Source organism: Chitinophaga sp. YR627 (assembly GCF_900114995.1).
Classification (GTDB): domain Bacteria; phylum Bacteroidota; class Bacteroidia; order Chitinophagales; family Chitinophagaceae; genus Chitinophaga.
Genome location: NZ_FOUX01000002.1, coordinates 570,109 through 589,231, shown reverse-complemented (window position 1 = coordinate 589,231; position 19,123 = coordinate 570,109). Strand labels below are relative to the sequence as shown.

Sequence of the window (19,123 nt, the reverse complement as noted above, 5' to 3'; positions counted from 1 at the left end):
TGAGTGCGCGCTTTATTTAGCGGCGTATTGTATCAGTAGTCTTTTTACACGGATCAGTAGTTCGCCGGGAATAACCGGCTTTTTAAGAAAGTCATCTGCGCCCAGCTTGAAACCCTCCAGGATCATCTCTTCATTCCCTGCATTTGAAACAATTATTACAGGAATTGGTTTGGCGTCCTTTCTTGTTTTTACTTTACTCAGGATCTCAAAACCATTGGCGTATGGCATCATGATATCGGTAATGATCAGATCATAATCGTAATTGTTGTCTTCCAGCCGCTGGAATGCTTCTTTTCCGTTTGTCACATGTTCTATCTTATATTCTTCCTTATGAAGTATCCTTTCCATGATTTTAGGCATTACTTCATCGTCTTCTACGAGCAGAATTCTGGTACTCATAAATTGGCTTTTTGTATAAAAGAAGCAGCTGTGAGATGTTGTCCCTTCAGCATTGTTCAAAGGTATTAAAGTGTCAAATATTAAGTAGCTGAAAAGTATCTGCTGTAATCTGTCATTTACAGGGAAGTATTCCTTTCAAAAAAGTCTTAATGGCTTAATCCCTATATATACTGGAAAACACCGTCCAGGGATTGCCGGAACGAAAAAATAATCTATTTATTTATATTGAAAAAAAACATAACCTATTGCAGGTGTCGGATGTATCAGTTGTGTTGTGTATGCAGTACAAAGTTACGTGCCTCTGTTTAAAGATAACCATATTAACCTGAGAAATATATATGACACATAAGGTGTAGTATAATGGGCAGCGACTATTCCCTATATTTGTCAGGTCGTATTGTCATAATCCTATTTGTACGCTTACTTGATATGAAAAATACCTTAAAACTTCGCTTGTATATAGGTTTTGCCCTTGCCCTTATTTGCGTGACCGTCGGAGGTATTTTTTCTTACGTCACTTTTACACATCAGCGGACAGAAGGGAAGTGGGTGGAACACTCCTATGAGGTCATTACAAGTGCACAACGTCTCAACAGATACATTTACGAGATAGAATCGGCAGGCGCGGCTTACCGTACTACGCATGTCAGCAGATTTTTACTGCCTTATCTTCAGACCGGTCCGAAGGTATTGCCGGTAGCTCAGGACCTCCGGAAGATGGTAGCTGACAATGCACCACAATACAGGAGGGCCGGCAAGCTCGAGAATAGTGTTATAGCACTCTTAAATTACTGGCAGGATCTGCGTAGGGATTCTGTGAATGTATTTGCAAATCCGCTTAAGATCACGCAGGACGAAAGGCCGCTACTGGATACTGTACATAATCAGATAACAGAAATTATTGTTGAAGAGCGGGCCCTGTTAATTACCAGAACGAGCTCCAATGAAGCATCTGTAGGCAGGGCGATCAATATGCTGATCGCGAATACGGTCATCATACTGCTGATCGCTGCAAGTCTGATGATCGTGTCTTTCCGGGAGCTCTCCGGCAGGATGAAGATCCAGCAGGAGCTACGCAGACGGCTCAAGGATGTGGAAGACCTGAACCAGCAGGCGGGCGAGCAAAACTGGTTACTGACTGGGGTAGCGCATATCAATGAGAGTCTGAGTGGCGAAATGGAAACGCGTGTGCTCGCCACCCGTTGTCTTGAAGTAATGGTCAAATATCTCAAGGTACCTGCTGGTGCGTTTTACAGGTTTGATAAGACTGAAACGACATTGAAACTGTGTGCTGGTATTGCTTTACCGGTAAAAGTTAAAAAAGAGTATGTTTTAGGAGAAGGAGTGACCGGTCATGCCGCTACTAAAAAGGATATTACTATTATAGAACGTGTCCCTGCTACCTATTGGAATATTGAAACAAGTGGTGGTAGTGCGCAACCAGGCGCTATTATCTGCCTGCCCCTGTGGCACAATGAGGAACTGATGGGGGTGATGGAGCTGGTGACTTTCGGAGAGATCTATCCGGGTACGCTGGAACTGCTGAAGACCATCTCAAATGCCATCTCCGTCGCGATCAATGCAGCAGAAGCAAGAGCCAGCATACTGGAACTGCTGGAGCGGGTACAGGAGCAGAAAGAGATCCTGGAAACCCAGCAGGAGGAACTGAGACAATCCAACGAGGAACTGACCCGTCAGTCGGAAATATTACAGGCTTCTGAAGAAGAGCTCCGTGTGCAGGAAGAAGAACTGCGTCAGATCAACGATGAGATGACGGTACAAAACAAAGCCCTGGAAATTGCACGGCAGGAGCTTTCCCTGAAAGCGGAAGAACTGGAACAGAGCAGCCGGTATAAATCGGAGTTCCTGGCGAATATGTCGCATGAACTGCGTACACCACTGAACAGTGTGTTGATACTGGCACGGTTACTGGAAGAGAATAAAGACCGTAATCTGAGTAGCAAGCAGGTGGATTATGCCGGTATTATCCACAAATCCGGTTCAGACCTCCTGAAACTGATCAATGATATTCTTGACCTTTCAAAGATAGAAGCCGGCAAAGTGGAAATGCAGATTGAACCGGTATCTGTCAGCGCCATGGTGGGTGACCTGGAGCAATTGTTCAGGGTGGTGGCAGATGAAAAGGGGATACATTTCTCTGCAGAAATAGCCGCCGGTGTGCCTGCAACGATTCAGACGGACCGGCAGCGTCTGGAGCAGGTGATCAAAAACCTGTTATCCAATTCGTTTAAGTTTACGCCTAAGAACGGTAACATACAATTGCGTCTTACGGCTGCTGTTGATGGTGTACATATAGCAGTAAGCGATACCGGTGCCGGTATTCCGGTGGATAAACAGCAGCTGATCTTTGAAGCCTTCCGTCAGGCAGACGGGTCTACCAGCCGTAAATACGGCGGTACCGGTCTGGGACTTTCCATCAGTAAAGAACTGATGAAAAGACTGGGAGGAGAGATAAGACTGGAAAGTAAGGAAGGACAAGGTAGTACTTTCACGGTTGTATTGCGGATGGACGGAATCGTGCCCGTACAGCAGCCAGTTGAGACGCCCATTCTTCCGCCACCAACCCTTGTAAAGGAAGCCCCGGCGCCGATACCGGTGACGGTAACACCACCGCCGGTTACAGAGGCGCCACAGGTAGAAGATGACAGAGACAAACTGAGTAAGCAGGACAAGCTGGTGCTGATCATAGAAGATGATATCAGTTTTGCGACGATCCTGCGGGATTTTGCGAGAGAAAAAGGATACAAGACGATTGTCGCTTTGAACGGAAATGATGGATTATTCTTTGCCCGTAAATATCTGCCGGCGGCCATATTACTGGATATGACCCTGCCGCTGATAGATGGTAACAGCATTCTGAAGATCCTGAAGAGTAACGAAGACCTGCAACATATAATGGTCCATGTGATATCAGCCGGTGAGGTTTCCTTACAGGTAAGAGACAAAGTAGAAGGTTATACGCAGAAGCCGTTGCAGGTGACAGATATAGAGTCAGTATTCACAGGTATCAGTGACCGTTTACAGGCCCGGTTTAAAAAGGTGCTGGTGGTATCAGATGGCGTATTACTGCATCACCCGTCCTTACAGTCAATGAGTGACGAGCGGCAGTTGCAGACGCGGTATCATCGGGTAAGTGATCTGGAGGCAGCAGGCAAAGAATTAGTGGAGAAGAATTATGATGCATTGATACTGGACGCCGGAACCAATATAACGGACGGTCTGAATAAATTGCACAAGCTCAGGCAGCTGGCCACCAACAAAGGAATGCCTATCATTGTTTATCTTGATCATGATATTTCAGAAGCAGATGAACTGCAACTGAAGAAGGAAGCAGCAGCTATTGTAAGAAATTCTACGTTTTCGACGGACAGGCTAATGGATGAACTGGAGCTGTTCCTGTACAAATTGCAGGAGACGACCCCTCAGCTGAAAGCGGAGCTGTTAGCATCAGAAAGCACATTGTCGGGGCAGAAAATACTGCTGGCAGATGACGACATGCGTAATGTTTTTTCTCTAAGCGCCCTTCTGGGTGAACAGGGAATTGACGTCATCACAGCGGCAGACGGTAAGGAAGCACTCGAACGGCTGGAAGAGCACAATGACATACGACTGGTGCTCATGGACATTATGATGCCTGAAATGGATGGCTATGAAGCGATGCGCAGGATCAGGGCAAATGGTCGTTATAAGTCATTGCCGGTAATCGCCCTTACGGCCAAGGCAATGGCGGGCGACCGGGAAAAATGTATCGCAGCAGGCGCCTCCGACTATATCGCCAAACCGATCGATAGCAGTAAACTTTTATCACTCATGCGTGTGTGGATGGTGTAAATCTTATTGTTTGTTATGAAAGAGGAAATCTTAAATGCAGATTTCCTGGATATCATTAACATTGTCAGGTTACAATACGGGTATGATTTCACCGGCTATGCACAGGCTTCCATAAAACGGCGTTTGCTCCGTTTTATGGGGCATATGCGGCTAAGTTCCGTTTTTGAACTGAAGCACAGATTAGTTAATGACCAGGAATTCTTTTCCAGGCTGGTACAGTATATCACTGTGAATGTGACGGAAATGTTCAGGGACCCCCAGTTCTACCGTACATTGCGTGAACAGGTATTGCCAAAACTGGCAGCCTATCCCAATATCAAAATATGGCATGCGGGTTGTTCTACCGGGGAGGAGGTATTTTCCATGGCCATCCTCTTGCAGGAAGCCGGACTGCTAAGCCGTACGAAGATCTACGCAACGGATCTGAATCCGGCTAACCTGGAAAAAGCTGTCACAGGCATTCTGCCACTGGACAATATGAAAGACTTTACGCAGAACTACATTCAGTCCGGTGGACTGGCAGACTTTTCTAATTATTACACCGCCAGATATGATAATGTGCTGATCAAAAAAGAACTAAGGGAGCATATTGTATTCTTCCAGCACAATCTGGTGACAGATAAAGTATTCAACGAGTTTCAGCTGATCTGCTGCCGGAATGTATTTATTTATTTCAACCGGGAACTGCAAAACAGCGTCTTACAGTTGTTTTATGACAGTTTATCACCCCGGGGATATCTGGCGATGGGTATTAAGGAAACGATGCGCTTCGCGGATATTCACCGGAAATTTGAGGTGGTACATGCCCAGCATAAGATATACCGGCGTAAAGAATAGCAGACTATAAGATTATTACCGTGTATGAACAACAGATTTGACGTCATAGTCATTGGAGGGTCGGCGGGCAGCCTGTTAGTGCTGACGGAGATCCTTGATGCCTTGCCTCACCAGCTGGCGCCTCCGGTCGTGATTGTATTACATCGTCTCCGGAATGTGCAGAGTGAAATGGGGCGTTTATTGTCTACCAGGAGAAAGATCGTTGAACCGGAAGATAAAGAGCCCGTGCGGGAGCATTGTATCTACCTGGCGCCGCAGAATTACCATCTGATGGTAGAAGCAGAAAGGACCTTTATGCTGGATTATTCCGAATTGGTGAATTATAGTCGCCCGTCCATTGACGTGACGTTTAGTAGTATTGCTGAGGTATATGGTGCAAGGACTTTAGGTATCTTGCTGAGCGGCGCGAATAAGGATGGCGCGGAGGGACTTTGTCAGATTATGGCGGCAGGAGGGACTGGCCTGGTACAGGACCCGCGTACAGCCTCTTTTGAGGCGATGCCGCAGGCAGCGATTGACATGTGTCCGGGAGTGATCCCCCTGGGAATAGAAGATATTAAGAAATTTATAATTGGTGAAACGTAAATGTATAAATCGTCGTATATACGATCAAAATAGCCGTTAAAAGAATTTAGAAGGATGACTAAGAAATTTACTATTCTGCTGGTGGATGACCGGATGGAAAACCTGCTGTCTCTGGAACAGATGCTGCTTGCTGATAACAGGACTTTTTTGCAGGCTACATCGGGGAATGACGCACTGAGGCAGGTATTGAAGAACGAAGATATAGGGTTGATCATGCTGGACGTGCAGATGCCCGACATGGATGGTTTTGAAGTAGCACGGTTATTAAAAGCGAATCCGAAAACCCGCGATATTTCGATCATTTTCGTAACAGCGATCAATAAAGATGAATATTATGTGCTGAAGGGATTTGAGAAGGGGGCGGTGGATTACCTGTCCAAGCCTTTAGATATCAATGTGACCCGTGCCAAAGTCGACGTCTTCGAGCGACTCTACTTTTATCAACATGAATTAAGGCAGGCATTAAAAGACAAGGAGCTGATCAATGGTCAGCTGGAGCGTTTTATGCATGTGGTGGCGCATGACCTGAAATCGCCATTATCAGGAATTGCCGGCCTATTGCTCCTGATGAAGGAAGAAGAGGAAATTATTAAGTCAACTTTCCTGTCGGAATATACGGACCTGGCGATCAATGCTACTACCCAGCTGGCGGACATGATCACGGCTATACTGGATTACAGCCGGGAGCATCAGTTCCGGCACAAGGAGGAGGATGTGGAGGTCAATGAGCTGTTACAACAGCTGATAAAGCTGCTGTTTCCTCCGGCGAAGGTGGAGATATCCATCGTGGACGAGATGCCGGTGATCCATACCAGTCGCCAGAAATTACAGCAGGTCTTTCAGAATCTGTTGAGTAATGCGATTAAGTACAACGACAAAGAGAAGGCGGAGATTACGATCGGGGGTAAACCGGATGGGGATTTCTATGAATTTTACGTTAAGGATAACGGTCCGGGCATAGAGGAAAAGGACAATGAGCGCATTTTTAAGCTCTTTGAAAAAGTGGATAATGAGGACGACAAAGGCACTGGTATCGGGCTCAACATCCTGAAATTACTGGTTGAAACCCAGGGAGGAAAGGTTTGGGTAGACTCCAGGTTAGGCGATGGCAGTAGCTTCCATTTTCAGTGGCGCCGATAAAAAAGCGCTCAGGTAACGAAAAAAAAGCATAAATTAATAGTTGAATGATAGGAATAGCCCATTCAATATGTGTATGACAGAGTTTTATTTATATTCAGACAGGGACAATGAGCAGAAGTCTGCAACCGGTAATGAAGAAGAGATATTACATACCGGTTCGGGAGGTGCATTTGATGAAACTGAATCCGCCGCTGACGAAGCTGAGTGGGAGATGACAGATGAGCAACTGGACGAACGACTGGAAAATCCTGAAAAGAAAACCAAGAGAAAGCGACCAGCTTATTGATTGATATAGATTCGTTTACGATAGGGCATAAAAAAAACCGGCACTAAAGGAATAAAGTACCGGTATTTCATTTTGCATTGTTCGTAAACGAAGTTTATAGTATCTGCCCCGTATTTTACCGGGAGTTACTATTTAATATGTATAGTATCATTTTTGTAGTAGTATTCTGCACTTCGGATGATCTCCAGCGTCTCCAGGAATGAACCTATTCCTTCGGACTTGTCGATTTGTCCATTAATGGTCTTTTCTGCAACGGCGGGATTGTCAGGTACGATCTTCACATCATACCACCTCTCGAGTATGGGAATGATGTCTTTGAGAGGTGTTTTGTTGAACGTATATTTCCCTTCGAGCCATGAAAGTACGTTGTTTTTATCAAATGGACGCGTATTGATGCCTTTTTGAGTAGTATATTCTGCTTCTATGCCTGGTTTGAGTACTACTTCCTGCTTACCGGCCAGCACTTTTACGGCGCCTTGTACAAGGGACACAGCTGCTTTGTCCGCATTATAGGTATTTACATTAAATTCTGTACCAAGCACCTGTATGGTGGTTGCAGGCGTGTGTACTGTAAACGGCTGTTCTGCTGCTGTGGCTACTTTCACGTAAGCTTCTCCAGTGAGAGTGATCTCGCGGGTCCGGCCATTGAATCCGAAAGGGAATTGCAGGGTGCTTCCTGCATTCATACGAATTTCTGTGCCGTCTGCAAGTCTGATGGAATAATCTTTGCCGGGAGGTACTACCAGTTTATTTAGTCCGCTGTTGTTTCTGTCCGCAATGAAGGTCAGCGTATTATGACTGGTGTTGAGTGTCACGTTTCCTTCTTCAATGCTATAGTGCTGCTCATTGCGGGAGAGATCGAAGATCTCACCATTTTCGAGTTCAAGGTAGACACTTTTCGGCGGAATCTGCTTACGACTGTCAGCCAGGACTTTAGAGTTATGGTTGGTTTTTGTGAATTGGTATATTCCGAATGCGCCGGCTCCGACGAGGGCGGCTGCGATGAGTAGCTTTTTGAATGGGAAGCGAGGGGTTTTGTAATACGCCCTTCTTTCCATAACGCCTTCCATAATTTCGGCGGCGGACATTGTTTCAAAATCTTTCCTGCGCTGCTCGTCCTTCAGGAAGAACTGCTGAAGATCTTTCCAGGTAGCGGCTACTTCAGCATCTTTTTTGATGAGAGCGTCCACTTCTGCTTCGTCTTCAGCATTCAGGCTGCCTGTAAGCTTAAGCAATAATAACTCGTGTATGTCATTTCTTTCGCGCATGTACTTCTCAATGTGACAATACCAGTAATAAAGCTTTAGTACTTACAGGATTTTTTTCAGTTTCTCCTGTAATTTTTTGCAGGCGGTATGAATGTGTACGTTCACGGTATTAATGGAGAGCCCCATATCGAGGGCTACTTCCTTTCTTTTTTTTCCTTCAATATATACCTGTGTAAAGATATTGGAGGACTGCAGCGGCAATGTTTTAATTGCTGCTGAGATGGAACGTTTAAGTTCTTCTCTTTCCAGGCTGCTTTCTGCTTTGGTGACAAAGTCCTGGAAAAATGACCATGCATTTTTCTTATGCTCTTCGGTGTCTTTCGTTTTTATATGCCTGTAGCATTTGTAACGAAGAGATTGGAACAGGTAGGACCTTATATTGGTTTGTACGTTTGCAAGCGAACGTTTTTCCCATATTTCAATAATCAGGTCCTGTACCATGTCTTTGGCTTCCTGGCTATCTTTCAGTAGCCTGTAAGCTTCAGCCCAGAGAGCTTTTGCATGGTTCTGGAATATAGCCTCGTATGTGACATTATCGTCTGCCGTTTGCAGATCGTTAGTATTCGCATGACGCATTATATAACCCCTTTACTATTTACGAATGTGATGCTGAATCCCCGTTGGATGCTGATTTTGCTGTTTAAAAAGCGGGGCGAAAGTACTAAACACATAGATGTTATTTTGAAATTAACTTATGGGTACTCATGTTAATGATTTGTAAATGCGATCCTGATGTAAGTACGTTAACAATGCTACAGTCTTGTAAATGCTTGTCTTTTAATTCTTTGGGTAAAGCTAGTAATCGTGGATGTCTTTTATTGAGATTGTTATGGCACTGAGTACATATACGGTAAAACACATGGATTGGATTTATGGTTTGCAAAAAAAAGAAAATTTTTTCCGCTAAAGCTTTTTTGGATAAAATGTCACAATACTACTTGAACACACTGTTACCATGTAAAGTTTCATCAGATCAGGCCAGTGCAATTGTGGAGTAAACGATTTTATTGACCACTCTAATTTCTGATAATTATGTATCACCGTTGTTGGGACTGTATTTTATACAGCCTCGGGGTCTTTGTTTTATTTATATTCCCTATTCATCCTGTACAGTCACAGGAACAAAGCAGCCAGCAGAGAGTATCCCTGCAATATGACAACATCCAACTCGCTGATTTTTTCCATATCATTTCGCAACAGACAGGATACATTGTTTTCTACGATAATCAGATTGTTAATGGGCAACTTAAAGTAACCGTGCATGTGGATAATGTACCGTTGCAACAGGTGCTGGAAAAGATATTACCTGAGAAAGGATATGCCTGGAAAATGAAGGCTGGTAAGCTCTTCATCTTTAAAGGCAATAAGGATATTAAGTCTGATAAAAAAGAAATAAAGGAACCGGTATATACTGCCAGAGGTATCATCAGCATGTCTGACGGTACGCCGCTGGAAGGCGCCAGTATCAGCGTAGCAACTACCGGTGCTGCCATTACAAGAACAAATGAAAAAGGTCTTTTCTTCTTCGATACCAATACCAGTGATACACTGATCCGTGTGAGCTACACAGGATTTAAGTCACAGGAGATCAGAATGAAATCAGGTGTATCAACCAATGTCATATTGCAACCCATGATCACTGATCTCGCTGCGGTTGCCGTAAGAAGTAATGGTTATCAGAAGATACCGCAGGAAAGAGCAACGGGTTCTTTTGTACAGATCAATAATCAGTTGTTCAATCGCAGAGTAGGTGCTACTGTACTTGAACGTCTGGAAGGTATTGCCAGCGGTGTGTTATTCCCCAATAAAAACATTCCTCCCTATTCCAATGAAGCCTATATTTCTGTACGTGGCAGAAGCACCATCCTCGCAAATGCACAGCCTTTAATAGTAGTAGATAATTTTCCCTATACAGGTGATATTAACCTGCTCAATCCGAATGACGTGGAGAATATCACTGTATTAAAAGATGCAGCTGCAGCATCTATCTGGGGTGCTTTTTCAGGGAATGGTGTAATTGTGATCACAACAAAAAGAGGTAAACTGCATCAGCCGTTTAAAGTGGAAGCCAATATGAATATTACTGTCGGTGCGAAGCCTGATCTTTATTATAACCGTGCTTTCCTGCCTGCAAATGAATTTATAGCTGTAGAGCAATTTCTTTTTGATAAGGGTTTTTATGATGATGATCTGTCCAATACTTTCACGTATCCTGTTATTTCACCGGTAGTGGAATTACTGGATAAAAAGCGGAGCGGACTAATATCAGCTGCAGAAGCAGATGCCGCTATTAATAAGTACAGAAACCTGGATATCAGAAAGGATTATGAGAAGTATATGTACAGGAATAGTGTGAATCAGCAATATGCGGTGAATATCAGTTCTGGTGGGGATAGGAGTGCGTATATGTTGTCCGTGGGATATGACAGGAATTTGAGTAGCAGGGTGGGGGCTGCATCGGACAGGTTTACGTTGAATAATTATAGTACGTTTAATTTTTGGAACAGGGCGGAGTTGTCGACGGGCATTTCGTTTACGATGAATAAAAGTGATAATGGAATAAGTAGCCAAATCTATCCTGGCGGTGGAAAGCTTGTATATTATCCTTATGCACAATTGGCGGATGCCAATGGAAATGCATTGGATTTGCCAAAAGATTTCCGATATAGTTTTATTAGTAACCTGCATGATGAAGGGTTATTGGATTGGACGTATAGGCCATTGGATGAGTTGAAGTTCGCGGATAATACTACGCGGCAGTATCATATTCGGCTGAATCCAGGGTTGAAGATACATATTATAAAAGGGCTGGACGCGGAGATCAGGTATCAGTTTGAGAAGCAGTTATCAAGAATTAAAGAATACAATGGCATCGAAACGTATGCGACCCGTAGCGCTATTAATCTTTTTACGCAGATTGAAAATGGAAATGTTAACCACCCCTTGCCTTTGGGTGGTATGATGATAGAAACAAACGGAGAAATCACAAGTAATAGTTATAGAGGACAGTTGAATTTTAATCGGGAGTTTGGGAGACGTCATTTCATTACAGCGCTTGCTGGTGTCGAGCAGAGGGAGAGCATTACAGAAGAGGGAACACATACTTATGTAGGCTATAATAAGGAAAGGGGTACATATGCTACCACATTGGATTATTCAAGATATTATGACAGCTATATGTATCTGGGAGAGGCAGGATATATCCCCGGAATAGGACCTTTAAGGAGATATAATAATGAATTTATTTCTTACTATGGGAATGCAGCTTATACACTTGACGGAAAGTATATCTTTTCAGGTAGTGCAAGGCTTGATCAGAGTAATATTTGGGGGGTCAATACCAATCAGAGAGGAGTACCACTATGGTCTGTGGGGGCGGCATGGAATCTTGACGAGGAACGTTTTTATCATTGGGATTTATTTCCTGTATTGAGATTAAGAACAACTTATGGTATCCATGGAAACTATGATCCGTCTTTAACAGGTAAGCTTGTAATTTCTAATTCAGGCGTAAATGGTGCGGGGCAACCGACAGCAGGTATCGAAAATCAGCCCAACCCTGATTTAAGGTGGGAAAAATCTGCAATGCTCAATGCAGGGGTTGATTTTGAAATAGCGAATCACATTTTGAGGGGAAGTATTGAGTATTACAGAAAAAGAGGAACAGACCTCATTGGCAACCAGCTGGCGGCGCCACAGACAGGTACCTATGGCTATAAAAGTAATTCGGCAAATATGAGCGGTGGAGGAGTGGATGTGATGCTGACATCTATCAATGTTAATAGAAAAGTTGGCTGGACAACAGATTTTTTGTTTAGCTACAATTGGGACCAGATCGTTGAATATAAAATATCTCCAAACTTCAGGGGGATTGTAGGAAGCGCAGATGGGACAACGTCAATGTTATATCCTACTATAGGAAAGCCTGTATATGGACTTTATAGCTTCAGGTTTGCAGGATTGGACGCAGAAAACGGTGATCCTTTAGGTTATATCGATGGTAAAGTAAGTAAGGAGTATGATAAAATAATATCCGCTGTTAATCTGAATGATATAAAGTATCATGGTCCTGCCCGCCCCACTATATTTGGAGCACTACGTAATACCATATCATATAAGTCATTTACATTATCAGCGAATATCGCATTCAAAATGAGATACTATTTCAGGAGATCTTCCATCTCATATGAAAACCTGTATAATGCCTGGCGGGGACATATAGATTATCTGAGCCGTTGGCAGAAACCGGGAGATGAATTACATACAAACATACCTTCTATGACTTACCCACAGGACCGGAATAGGGAAGAATTTTATCAGTATTCTGAGCCTCTTGCAAACAAAGGTGACCATATACGCTTGCAAGACCTGCGGGTGAGTTATGCTATGAGTCCTTCTTTTTTGCGTAAAATCGGAGCAAGTGGTTTTCAGGTATATGTCTATGCTAATAATATTGGAATTCTCTGGCGTGCAAATAAATATAAGATAGATCCAGATTTTATAATGATCGAACGTGTGCCCAGATCATTTTCTTTCGGATGTAAATTTGAATTATAACGCATTAATCCTTTGAGCTATGCCGAAGCATTTGTTGTACATATCAGTACTGTTTGTGTTATTAGGGTGTACCAAAAAACTCGATACGAAACCGGATCAATCCAAGACCGTACCTCAAACTATTGGCGATTTTCAGGCATTGCTGGATAATAGTGATATTATCAATGCTTTCATTCCTGCATATGGAGAAGCTGCTGCCGATAATTATTATATAACCGATGCGCGTTTTAATGCACTGCCCCTTAATGGTATGAGGCAAGGGTATATATGGGGAGATGATATTTTTCCTGTTAATGATTTTATATCGGACTGGTCAGGTAATTATATACGCATAAATCTCTGCAATCTCGTGCTGAACGGAATGAGTGAAATTTCCGAAGGTGTAGGGAGTTCGGCATATAATAACCTTCAAGGTTCTGCCTTGTTTGTTCGCGGAATGTCTTTTTATCTGTTATCAGGGATATTCTGCAAACCTTACGATAGTGCTACGGCGGTTTCCGATCTGGGTATTCCACTAAGATTAAGTCCGGATGTGAAGAAAATTTATCAGCGTGCGAATTTGAAGGAAACTTATGATAGAGTTCTCAGTGATTTAAAAGATGCAATTCCGTTGCTTCCCCGTGAGCCTTTGAACAAATTGCGTCCATCTAAGGTGTCGGCATATGCATTGCTGTCAAGGATATATCTGGGATTGGGTAACTATGCAGATGCAATTAAATATGCGGATAGCTCGTTGGCTATTTATAATGAATTACTGGATTATAATACTGTATCGGATGAAGGAAATCTACCCTTTGAGAAATTTAATTCGGATGTAATCTTATATGGTATTTTATCTCCTTTCGCATTGCTTAGTATGACCAGTTCATATATTGACACAACGCTTTACAAACAATTTGAGGAGAATGATTTAAGGAAGTCCCTTTTTTTTAGAATAGGATTAGCTGGTCAGATATTATTTAAAGGGACTTATTCCGGCGATGTTTTTGTACAATTTGGAGGCATCACAGTACCTGAGGTTTTACTGACACGCGCGGAATGTAATGCAAGAGAAGGAAAAATATCCGCAGCTATGTCCGATCTGAACACCCTGCTCCGCAAAAGATGGAAGTCAGGGACCTATATAGATCTGGCATTGGGAGATGCTCAGGTAGCGCTAAAAAAAATACTGGATGAACGAAGAAAGGAATTGATATTCAGGGGGCTTAGATGGTTTGACCTGAGACGCCTGAATAAAGATGCCCGCTTTGCAAAAAAACTTACCCGAAAAATTAACGGGAACGTATATGAATTACTCCCTAATAGTCCCAGATATGTTTTCCCTATTCCTGAAGAAGAAATTGTGTCAAGTGGGATACAACAAAATGTAAGATGAAATTTGTTTTGCAATGTTTGTCGCTATTGACCATGTTTGGTATTTCTTCTGTCTCAGCGCAGGATACAGAGACGTTTGCAAACACCCCCTCTGATGTGAGGCCGGTTATAACCGGACAACATGTGCCTGATTTTACGTTATATAATGTATTAAATCATGAACAGGACCAGGCGACATTCAAAGACTTTAAAGGGAAGGCTATATTAGTTGATTTTTGGGCGATTTTTTGCCAGCCTTGTCTGGCCCAGTTCCCTAAACTGCAACGTCTGCAAGAGAAATTTGCGGATGATCTGCAAATTGTCACTGTTACCTATGATAGTCTTTCCAAAGTTAAAAAATTGTTCGAGAATATTCGATATCAGGGATTTAAACTATTAACCGCTACTAATGGCCCGGCCGGATTGAATGATAGCCTTTATTTTAGCTTTCCCCATAAATATATTCCTCATTATGTATGGATTTCCAGGAATGGAACCGTGATCGCCTCTACAGGGCATGAAGCGTTAAATGAGGATAATGTAAAAGCTTTGATCGACGGGAGGGACTTATCTCATCTTGATGTAAATAAAGATAGCATAACAGAGGTAAAACATCCTGCAATGTTTTCATATCAGGAAGCTGATATAGCTGAAAGGATGATGTTAAATGATTCCATTACGGGAATGCTTGCCTATTCTATGTTGTCGGGATATAACAAGAAATATCCACCCAGTTCAGGTATAGATTGCCTGGGGATTTATAACGAAAGGAGGTTGCGAATATGGAACCTTCCATTGAGTACGATGCTGAGATTTGCATTTGGAGAGCTAAGTCCTGACCCGAGAGAGCAGCGACTTGTACCGGTACCAAGAGTTTTTTTTAATATCCGCAATAAGGCTAATTTGGAAAGGCTAACGGTAAATTATACACAGGCGCCGGCAACTGCAACTGATCTGTATTGTTATGATCTTATTGTACCGGATAAAGGAATGAGAATGTTGCAGGAAAGGATGAAAGAAGATATCTATAGATATTTTGGTGTAAAGGGGACGATCGTGAAAAAGAGATTGGCGTGTTACGTCTTATATGTAAGTGATAGCAGTATGCTGAAAACTAAAGGTGGTGATCTGGTCGAGGAGGGTAACATTTACTATCTGAAACTAAGGAACGTTCCATTTTCAAAATTAGTGGAACATATCAGATCGTTTAATGAGGGCGGCACAGCTGCTTCCTATCGGGGTCTGGAGTCTGCAATTATCATAGATGAAAGTCACCTTTATGCTAAGATAGATATAGACCTTGCAGCTAAAATGAATGATGTGCAGGCATTAAAGCGTGCGTTACATGCATTTGGTATTGAGCTTTGCGAAGATGAGAAGAATATCGATGTATTGTTATTGGAAGACTAGTAAGTTCATCTAAAATGATTTAAGACCGAAAATGGTAACCATGGAAGACGGATTTCTTCTGATGGTGACAGTATTGGCTCCCTGCAGCTGTGTTACATATTGACTCGAGCTGCCTGCAGCTATATAACAACATTGTATTGATGCACTGTAAGGGCATTCATTGTTAATACTTACTCCCGATGATGTCGGCACAGTAGAACAAAGGTTAAGTCTATTGGTGTTACTACTGGTTGCATATGCGCCCAGCGCACTAAATAGAAAAACCGCTAAAGTTGGATTCAGCTTAATGTATTTCATTTTACCCCATGATGTTTTAAAAATGCACTTAGTCGCATTCAAATTTCACAAAATATTATCCAGCTGGATTTATCCAATCAGACATAATTTGATACCATTCCGGCATTCTCAATAATACTGGTGATGGGATCTCATAAAGATATGTGGTTGATATGTGCTCTATTCCCGTTCGTAAAGATACGAAAGGACGTTGCTTTGGGGTATTGGTTGGAGTGTCTAATGTTTGTCCATATTAGCATATAATGAGGTCCTATATTTGTAGTATACTTTTTTATACGCTAATATGGACAAAGTTCTTATTATTTGAGGCCAAAAATTACCGTCATCTGCACCGGGCTCCTTCTGATAGAAACCGTTCCGCTAGGTTGCGTTTGAGTAACATATTGAGAAGTACTTCCCGCAGAAATGTAACAACATTGTACTGCCGGAGAAAAAGGACATTCCCAATTAATAGAAGGCCCAACTGTTGTTGGAGTTGTTAAACAGATATCAATCCGGGTTGTCTTTTTACTACTCGCGATCGCCCCCAATGCACTCAATAATAACACCCCGGCCAGATAATCCATTTTCATTTTTTTCATGTTTGCTTATGTTGAATGAATAAAAATATGATCCCATCAGGGTAACTCATACACCGAAATCCTGTCCTTATAAGTCACCACTAACCGCTTACCAACCACCCTGAATGAACTCAGTCTCTTCACATTTCCAAGCGGTACATAAAAACTCTCCAGATACTTCCCGCTCCCCGCATCATACACATCTATCACCGTCTCCCGCTGATCTGTAGCCATTGTTTCATTATCAGCTTTCAACAGACTATTCACATATAACTTCCCGTCATACACCTGGCTCAGATAATTGATCAGCATACGATCTCCTTTGGGCTTATATAACATATCATCACTGCCCGTCTTATTATGACTAATATATTCACCATGGGACTGTGTAAAAGTGTCAATCGTATGTGCAGGTGCATGCTTTTGTAAGCTCGTATCAAAAAGCAGGATGTTATTACAGAACTGTCTTACATAAATACATTGCGTGTTTTGTGCATCATATAAAAGATTGCCGCTGGAAGATAGGTTTGTATCTGTAAACAGACCATCTGTGTGATAAGCCGATGTATATAGGTTCAGACGACAGAAAGATTGATCCGTATCATTGCCTGTGAAATATCTCAGTATAAAGCTGGAATCGCTGATTTGTACTGCACCGGTATAATTCCCTGGTGTATTGATCCTGGTAAGTTTCTTCGCTGGTATATTATATCTGAAAATACTGGCCATATTGTATGCATATAGAAAAGCATCCGGATAATGCACATAGACACTGAATCCGTTGGCCAATCCTGCTTTTACACTATCCAGCGGAAGAGGGATTGTTTGCAGCTGATGCAGACCTGTATCCGCATAGGTAATAAATGATGGGTCGCCACTATGGAAGTAAAGAACACTATCGCTGTTGCCCGCTACAAACAGCATATGAGGCACAATAGCAGATGCCAGCAACTTTACTTTATTATTATTGAAAGTCCGGTTAAAACCATGTTTTGTGTCAAGGGGTCTCCTGGAATTGCTCACCAGGAAGAACATAATACCGCCAGTCAATAGGGTCAGCAGTAATACTGCAAATAGTCTTTTGATCATAAAATGTGATTATTTCTTTTTGAATGGTAAGAAGAAAATGCCAGCCATCGCAATGAGGGTAAATACGATGTTAAAGATGAAATGCTGGTCCCAGTTCATCTGCGATAGAATACCGCCGCAGGAACAGGGAACGAAATAACTGTAATGCAACATTGCATAGATATAGATCGTGAATGCCAGCATCATCGCATAAGAGAGATAAAATCCTGTCAGCCGGGTGCCGGGAATAACAAGCAGGGCGGCTATCAGTAACTCAAATGAAGGTAACGACCAGGCAAGGAGACCGGCATATCCGGTTACAAAGGGTGACTGTCCCAGCTGATATTCGAATGTATCATACTGCATCAGTTTACTGATGGCGGCATAAGTGAAGAGTGCTACCAATAACACTGCGGGTAACTCAATGAATAGTTTACGTGTCATAACGGATTAACGCTTGTTTAAATAGGTTATATGTGTCTGTTTCGGATATTTAGTCTGACGACCTTCGGTGAACAATCGAAATGTTTTCTGAATTCGCGGGTGAAACTGGAAAGATTGCTGTAGCCTACTTCCTGTGCAATATGAGCGAGCTTGTTGTCAGAAGATTGTAACAGCTGCATCGCACGTTGCATCCGCTGTTCCTGGAGGTAGGCGAGAACTGTCTGTTGCTCGGATTTCTTAAAATCTTTTTTAAGCTTGGACTCGCTGATGAAGAAAGCCGCAGCAATATCTGACAGAGTGATTTTCTTACTCAGATGCCGGTTGATATACACCTTGATATCAAAGATCAGGCGTTCATGTACCTCACTCCCGGAAGGCGGCAGTGCAGTTTTCTCCAGATTGTCAATGGCCGCCGTGATCAGTTCCGTCAGCTGCGCATATAAACGCAGCTGTTGAATCCCGTCTCTTACCACCGTTTGGCGGATATCGTCTATCAGCTGCCTGAATTTCGGTTCCATCGGCTGTGGACAAACAGAAGACTGAAAAGGTAGCGGCGATGTCAGTAAGGAACGTACCAGTGTGGATGCAGGAACAATGTCTGCAATTAATGTAGGTGGAATATCTATCTGGATAAATTCACTCAGCCCCGCAGGAAGTAGCATCTCATGCGGACCTGTATTCATTTTTAGCAACCGGTATTCGCCGGCGGATAATGAAATCTTACCCTCCGTCGGTACAGACCAGGCAACCGTTCCGCGTAACATGATGTGCAGGGTCAGCGCATCATTTTTACGACGGACCCGCATCACCGTTTCTTCTTCTACAAGCGTAGTGACATTCATAATACGGCAACCGTGGATAGCAATGATCTGTTCTATCCGGGTAAATACAGGTGTGGATCTGAAAATGGGTTTGGTGAAAGGATAGACATATGCTTGAAACTCCTGTGGAATGACCTGCGAGGTTTTCACCTTCTCGGGCAACAGGATATCAATAAGAGACGGCATGTGTTGTGTGTTAATGGTGAACGGTTCTCAGGGATGTTTTGTTAAGGATTAATACGGGCT

At 42.9% G+C, this 19,123-nt stretch carries 15 protein-coding genes; 8 read left to right on the top strand and 7 right to left on the bottom strand.

Annotated elements, in window-relative coordinates; all coding sequences use genetic code 11:
- Window positions 1-12: 12 nt before the first annotated feature.
- Window positions 13-399 (bottom strand): response regulator, encoded by a 387-nt coding sequence (locus tag BMZ72_RS11110; protein WP_089808215.1) that lies wholly within the window; start codon window positions 397-399, stop codon window positions 13-15.
- 429 nt (window positions 400-828) lie between these two features.
- On the opposite strand from BMZ72_RS11110, the gene BMZ72_RS11105 reads away from it, so the two are divergent.
- The 5 genes from BMZ72_RS11105 (at window position 829) to BMZ72_RS11085 (ending at window position 7,099) form a co-directional block, all read left to right on the top strand.
- The gene (locus tag BMZ72_RS11105) at window positions 829-4,251 is read left to right on the top strand and encodes a response regulator (protein WP_177222755.1); all 3,423 of its coding nucleotides are present in this window, start codon (window positions 829-831) and stop codon (window positions 4,249-4,251) included.
- 15 nt (window positions 4,252-4,266) lie between these two features.
- On the top strand, window positions 4,267-5,088 hold the full coding sequence (locus BMZ72_RS11100; protein WP_089808211.1) for a CheR family methyltransferase: 822 nt from the start codon (window positions 4,267-4,269) through the stop codon (window positions 5,086-5,088).
- 24 nt (window positions 5,089-5,112) lie between these two features.
- A complete protein-coding gene (locus tag BMZ72_RS11095; protein ID WP_089808210.1) occupies window positions 5,113-5,673 on the top strand; it encodes a chemotaxis protein CheB in 561 nt (186 codons plus the stop codon).
- A 54-nt stretch (window positions 5,674-5,727) separates the two neighbouring features.
- Entirely contained in the window at window positions 5,728-6,813 is a 1,086-nt protein-coding gene (locus BMZ72_RS11090; RefSeq protein WP_089808207.1) for a sensor histidine kinase, read from the top strand.
- A 73-nt stretch (window positions 6,814-6,886) separates the two neighbouring features.
- Window positions 6,887-7,099, top strand: a complete 213-nt coding sequence (locus tag BMZ72_RS11085; RefSeq protein WP_089808205.1) for a hypothetical protein — start codon at window positions 6,887-6,889, stop codon at window positions 7,097-7,099.
- A 128-nt stretch (window positions 7,100-7,227) separates the two neighbouring features.
- Here the strand turns inward: BMZ72_RS11085 and BMZ72_RS11080 are convergent, their stop codons facing one another.
- Window positions 7,228-8,367, bottom strand: a complete 1,140-nt coding sequence (locus tag BMZ72_RS11080) for a FecR family protein (protein ID WP_089808203.1) — start codon at window positions 8,365-8,367, stop codon at window positions 7,228-7,230.
- Between the two features lie 42 nt (window positions 8,368-8,409).
- Window positions 8,410-8,943 (bottom strand): sigma-70 family RNA polymerase sigma factor, encoded by a 534-nt coding sequence (locus BMZ72_RS11075; protein ID WP_089808201.1) that lies wholly within the window; start codon window positions 8,941-8,943, stop codon window positions 8,410-8,412.
- A gap of 456 nt (window positions 8,944-9,399) precedes the next feature.
- Between BMZ72_RS11075 and BMZ72_RS11070 the strand changes: the two genes are divergently transcribed.
- From BMZ72_RS11070 to BMZ72_RS11060, 3 genes are read left to right on the top strand one after another with little or no spacing between them, the layout of a single operon-like run.
- Window positions 9,400-12,924, top strand: coding sequence for a SusC/RagA family TonB-linked outer membrane protein (locus BMZ72_RS11070; protein WP_089808199.1), 3,525 nt, complete (start codon window positions 9,400-9,402; stop codon window positions 12,922-12,924).
- A gap of 19 nt (window positions 12,925-12,943) precedes the next feature.
- Window positions 12,944-14,299, top strand: a complete 1,356-nt coding sequence (locus BMZ72_RS11065; RefSeq protein WP_089808197.1) for a RagB/SusD family nutrient uptake outer membrane protein — start codon at window positions 12,944-12,946, stop codon at window positions 14,297-14,299.
- Window positions 14,296-15,687 carry a TlpA family protein disulfide reductase gene (locus BMZ72_RS11060; protein WP_089808195.1) on the top strand — a complete coding sequence of 464 codons (1,392 nt, stop codon included), beginning with the start codon at window positions 14,296-14,298 and terminating at the stop codon, window positions 15,685-15,687. The genes BMZ72_RS11065 and BMZ72_RS11060 overlap by 4 nt, the downstream gene beginning before the upstream one ends.
- A gap of 596 nt (window positions 15,688-16,283) precedes the next feature.
- Here the strand turns inward: BMZ72_RS11060 and BMZ72_RS11050 are convergent.
- The 4 genes from BMZ72_RS11050 to BMZ72_RS11035 are packed head-to-tail and all read right to left on the bottom strand — an operon-like array spanning window position 16,284 to window position 19,063.
- Complete coding sequence (locus BMZ72_RS11050; RefSeq protein ID WP_255373179.1) at window positions 16,284-16,565, bottom strand: hypothetical protein; 282 nt, start codon at window positions 16,563-16,565, stop codon at window positions 16,284-16,286.
- A gap of 36 nt (window positions 16,566-16,601) precedes the next feature.
- Complete coding sequence (locus tag BMZ72_RS11045) at window positions 16,602-17,633, bottom strand: hypothetical protein (RefSeq protein ID WP_089808191.1); 1,032 nt, start codon at window positions 17,631-17,633, stop codon at window positions 16,602-16,604.
- 9 nt (window positions 17,634-17,642) lie between these two features.
- Window positions 17,643-18,056: a MauE/DoxX family redox-associated membrane protein gene (locus BMZ72_RS11040; RefSeq protein WP_089808189.1), complete on the bottom strand. Its 414-nt coding sequence runs from the start codon at window positions 18,054-18,056 to the stop codon at window positions 17,643-17,645.
- Between the two features lie 26 nt (window positions 18,057-18,082).
- A complete protein-coding gene (locus BMZ72_RS11035; RefSeq protein WP_089808187.1) occupies window positions 18,083-19,063 on the bottom strand; it encodes an AraC family transcriptional regulator in 981 nt (326 codons plus the stop codon).
- Between the last annotated feature and the right edge of the window lie 60 nt (window positions 19,064-19,123).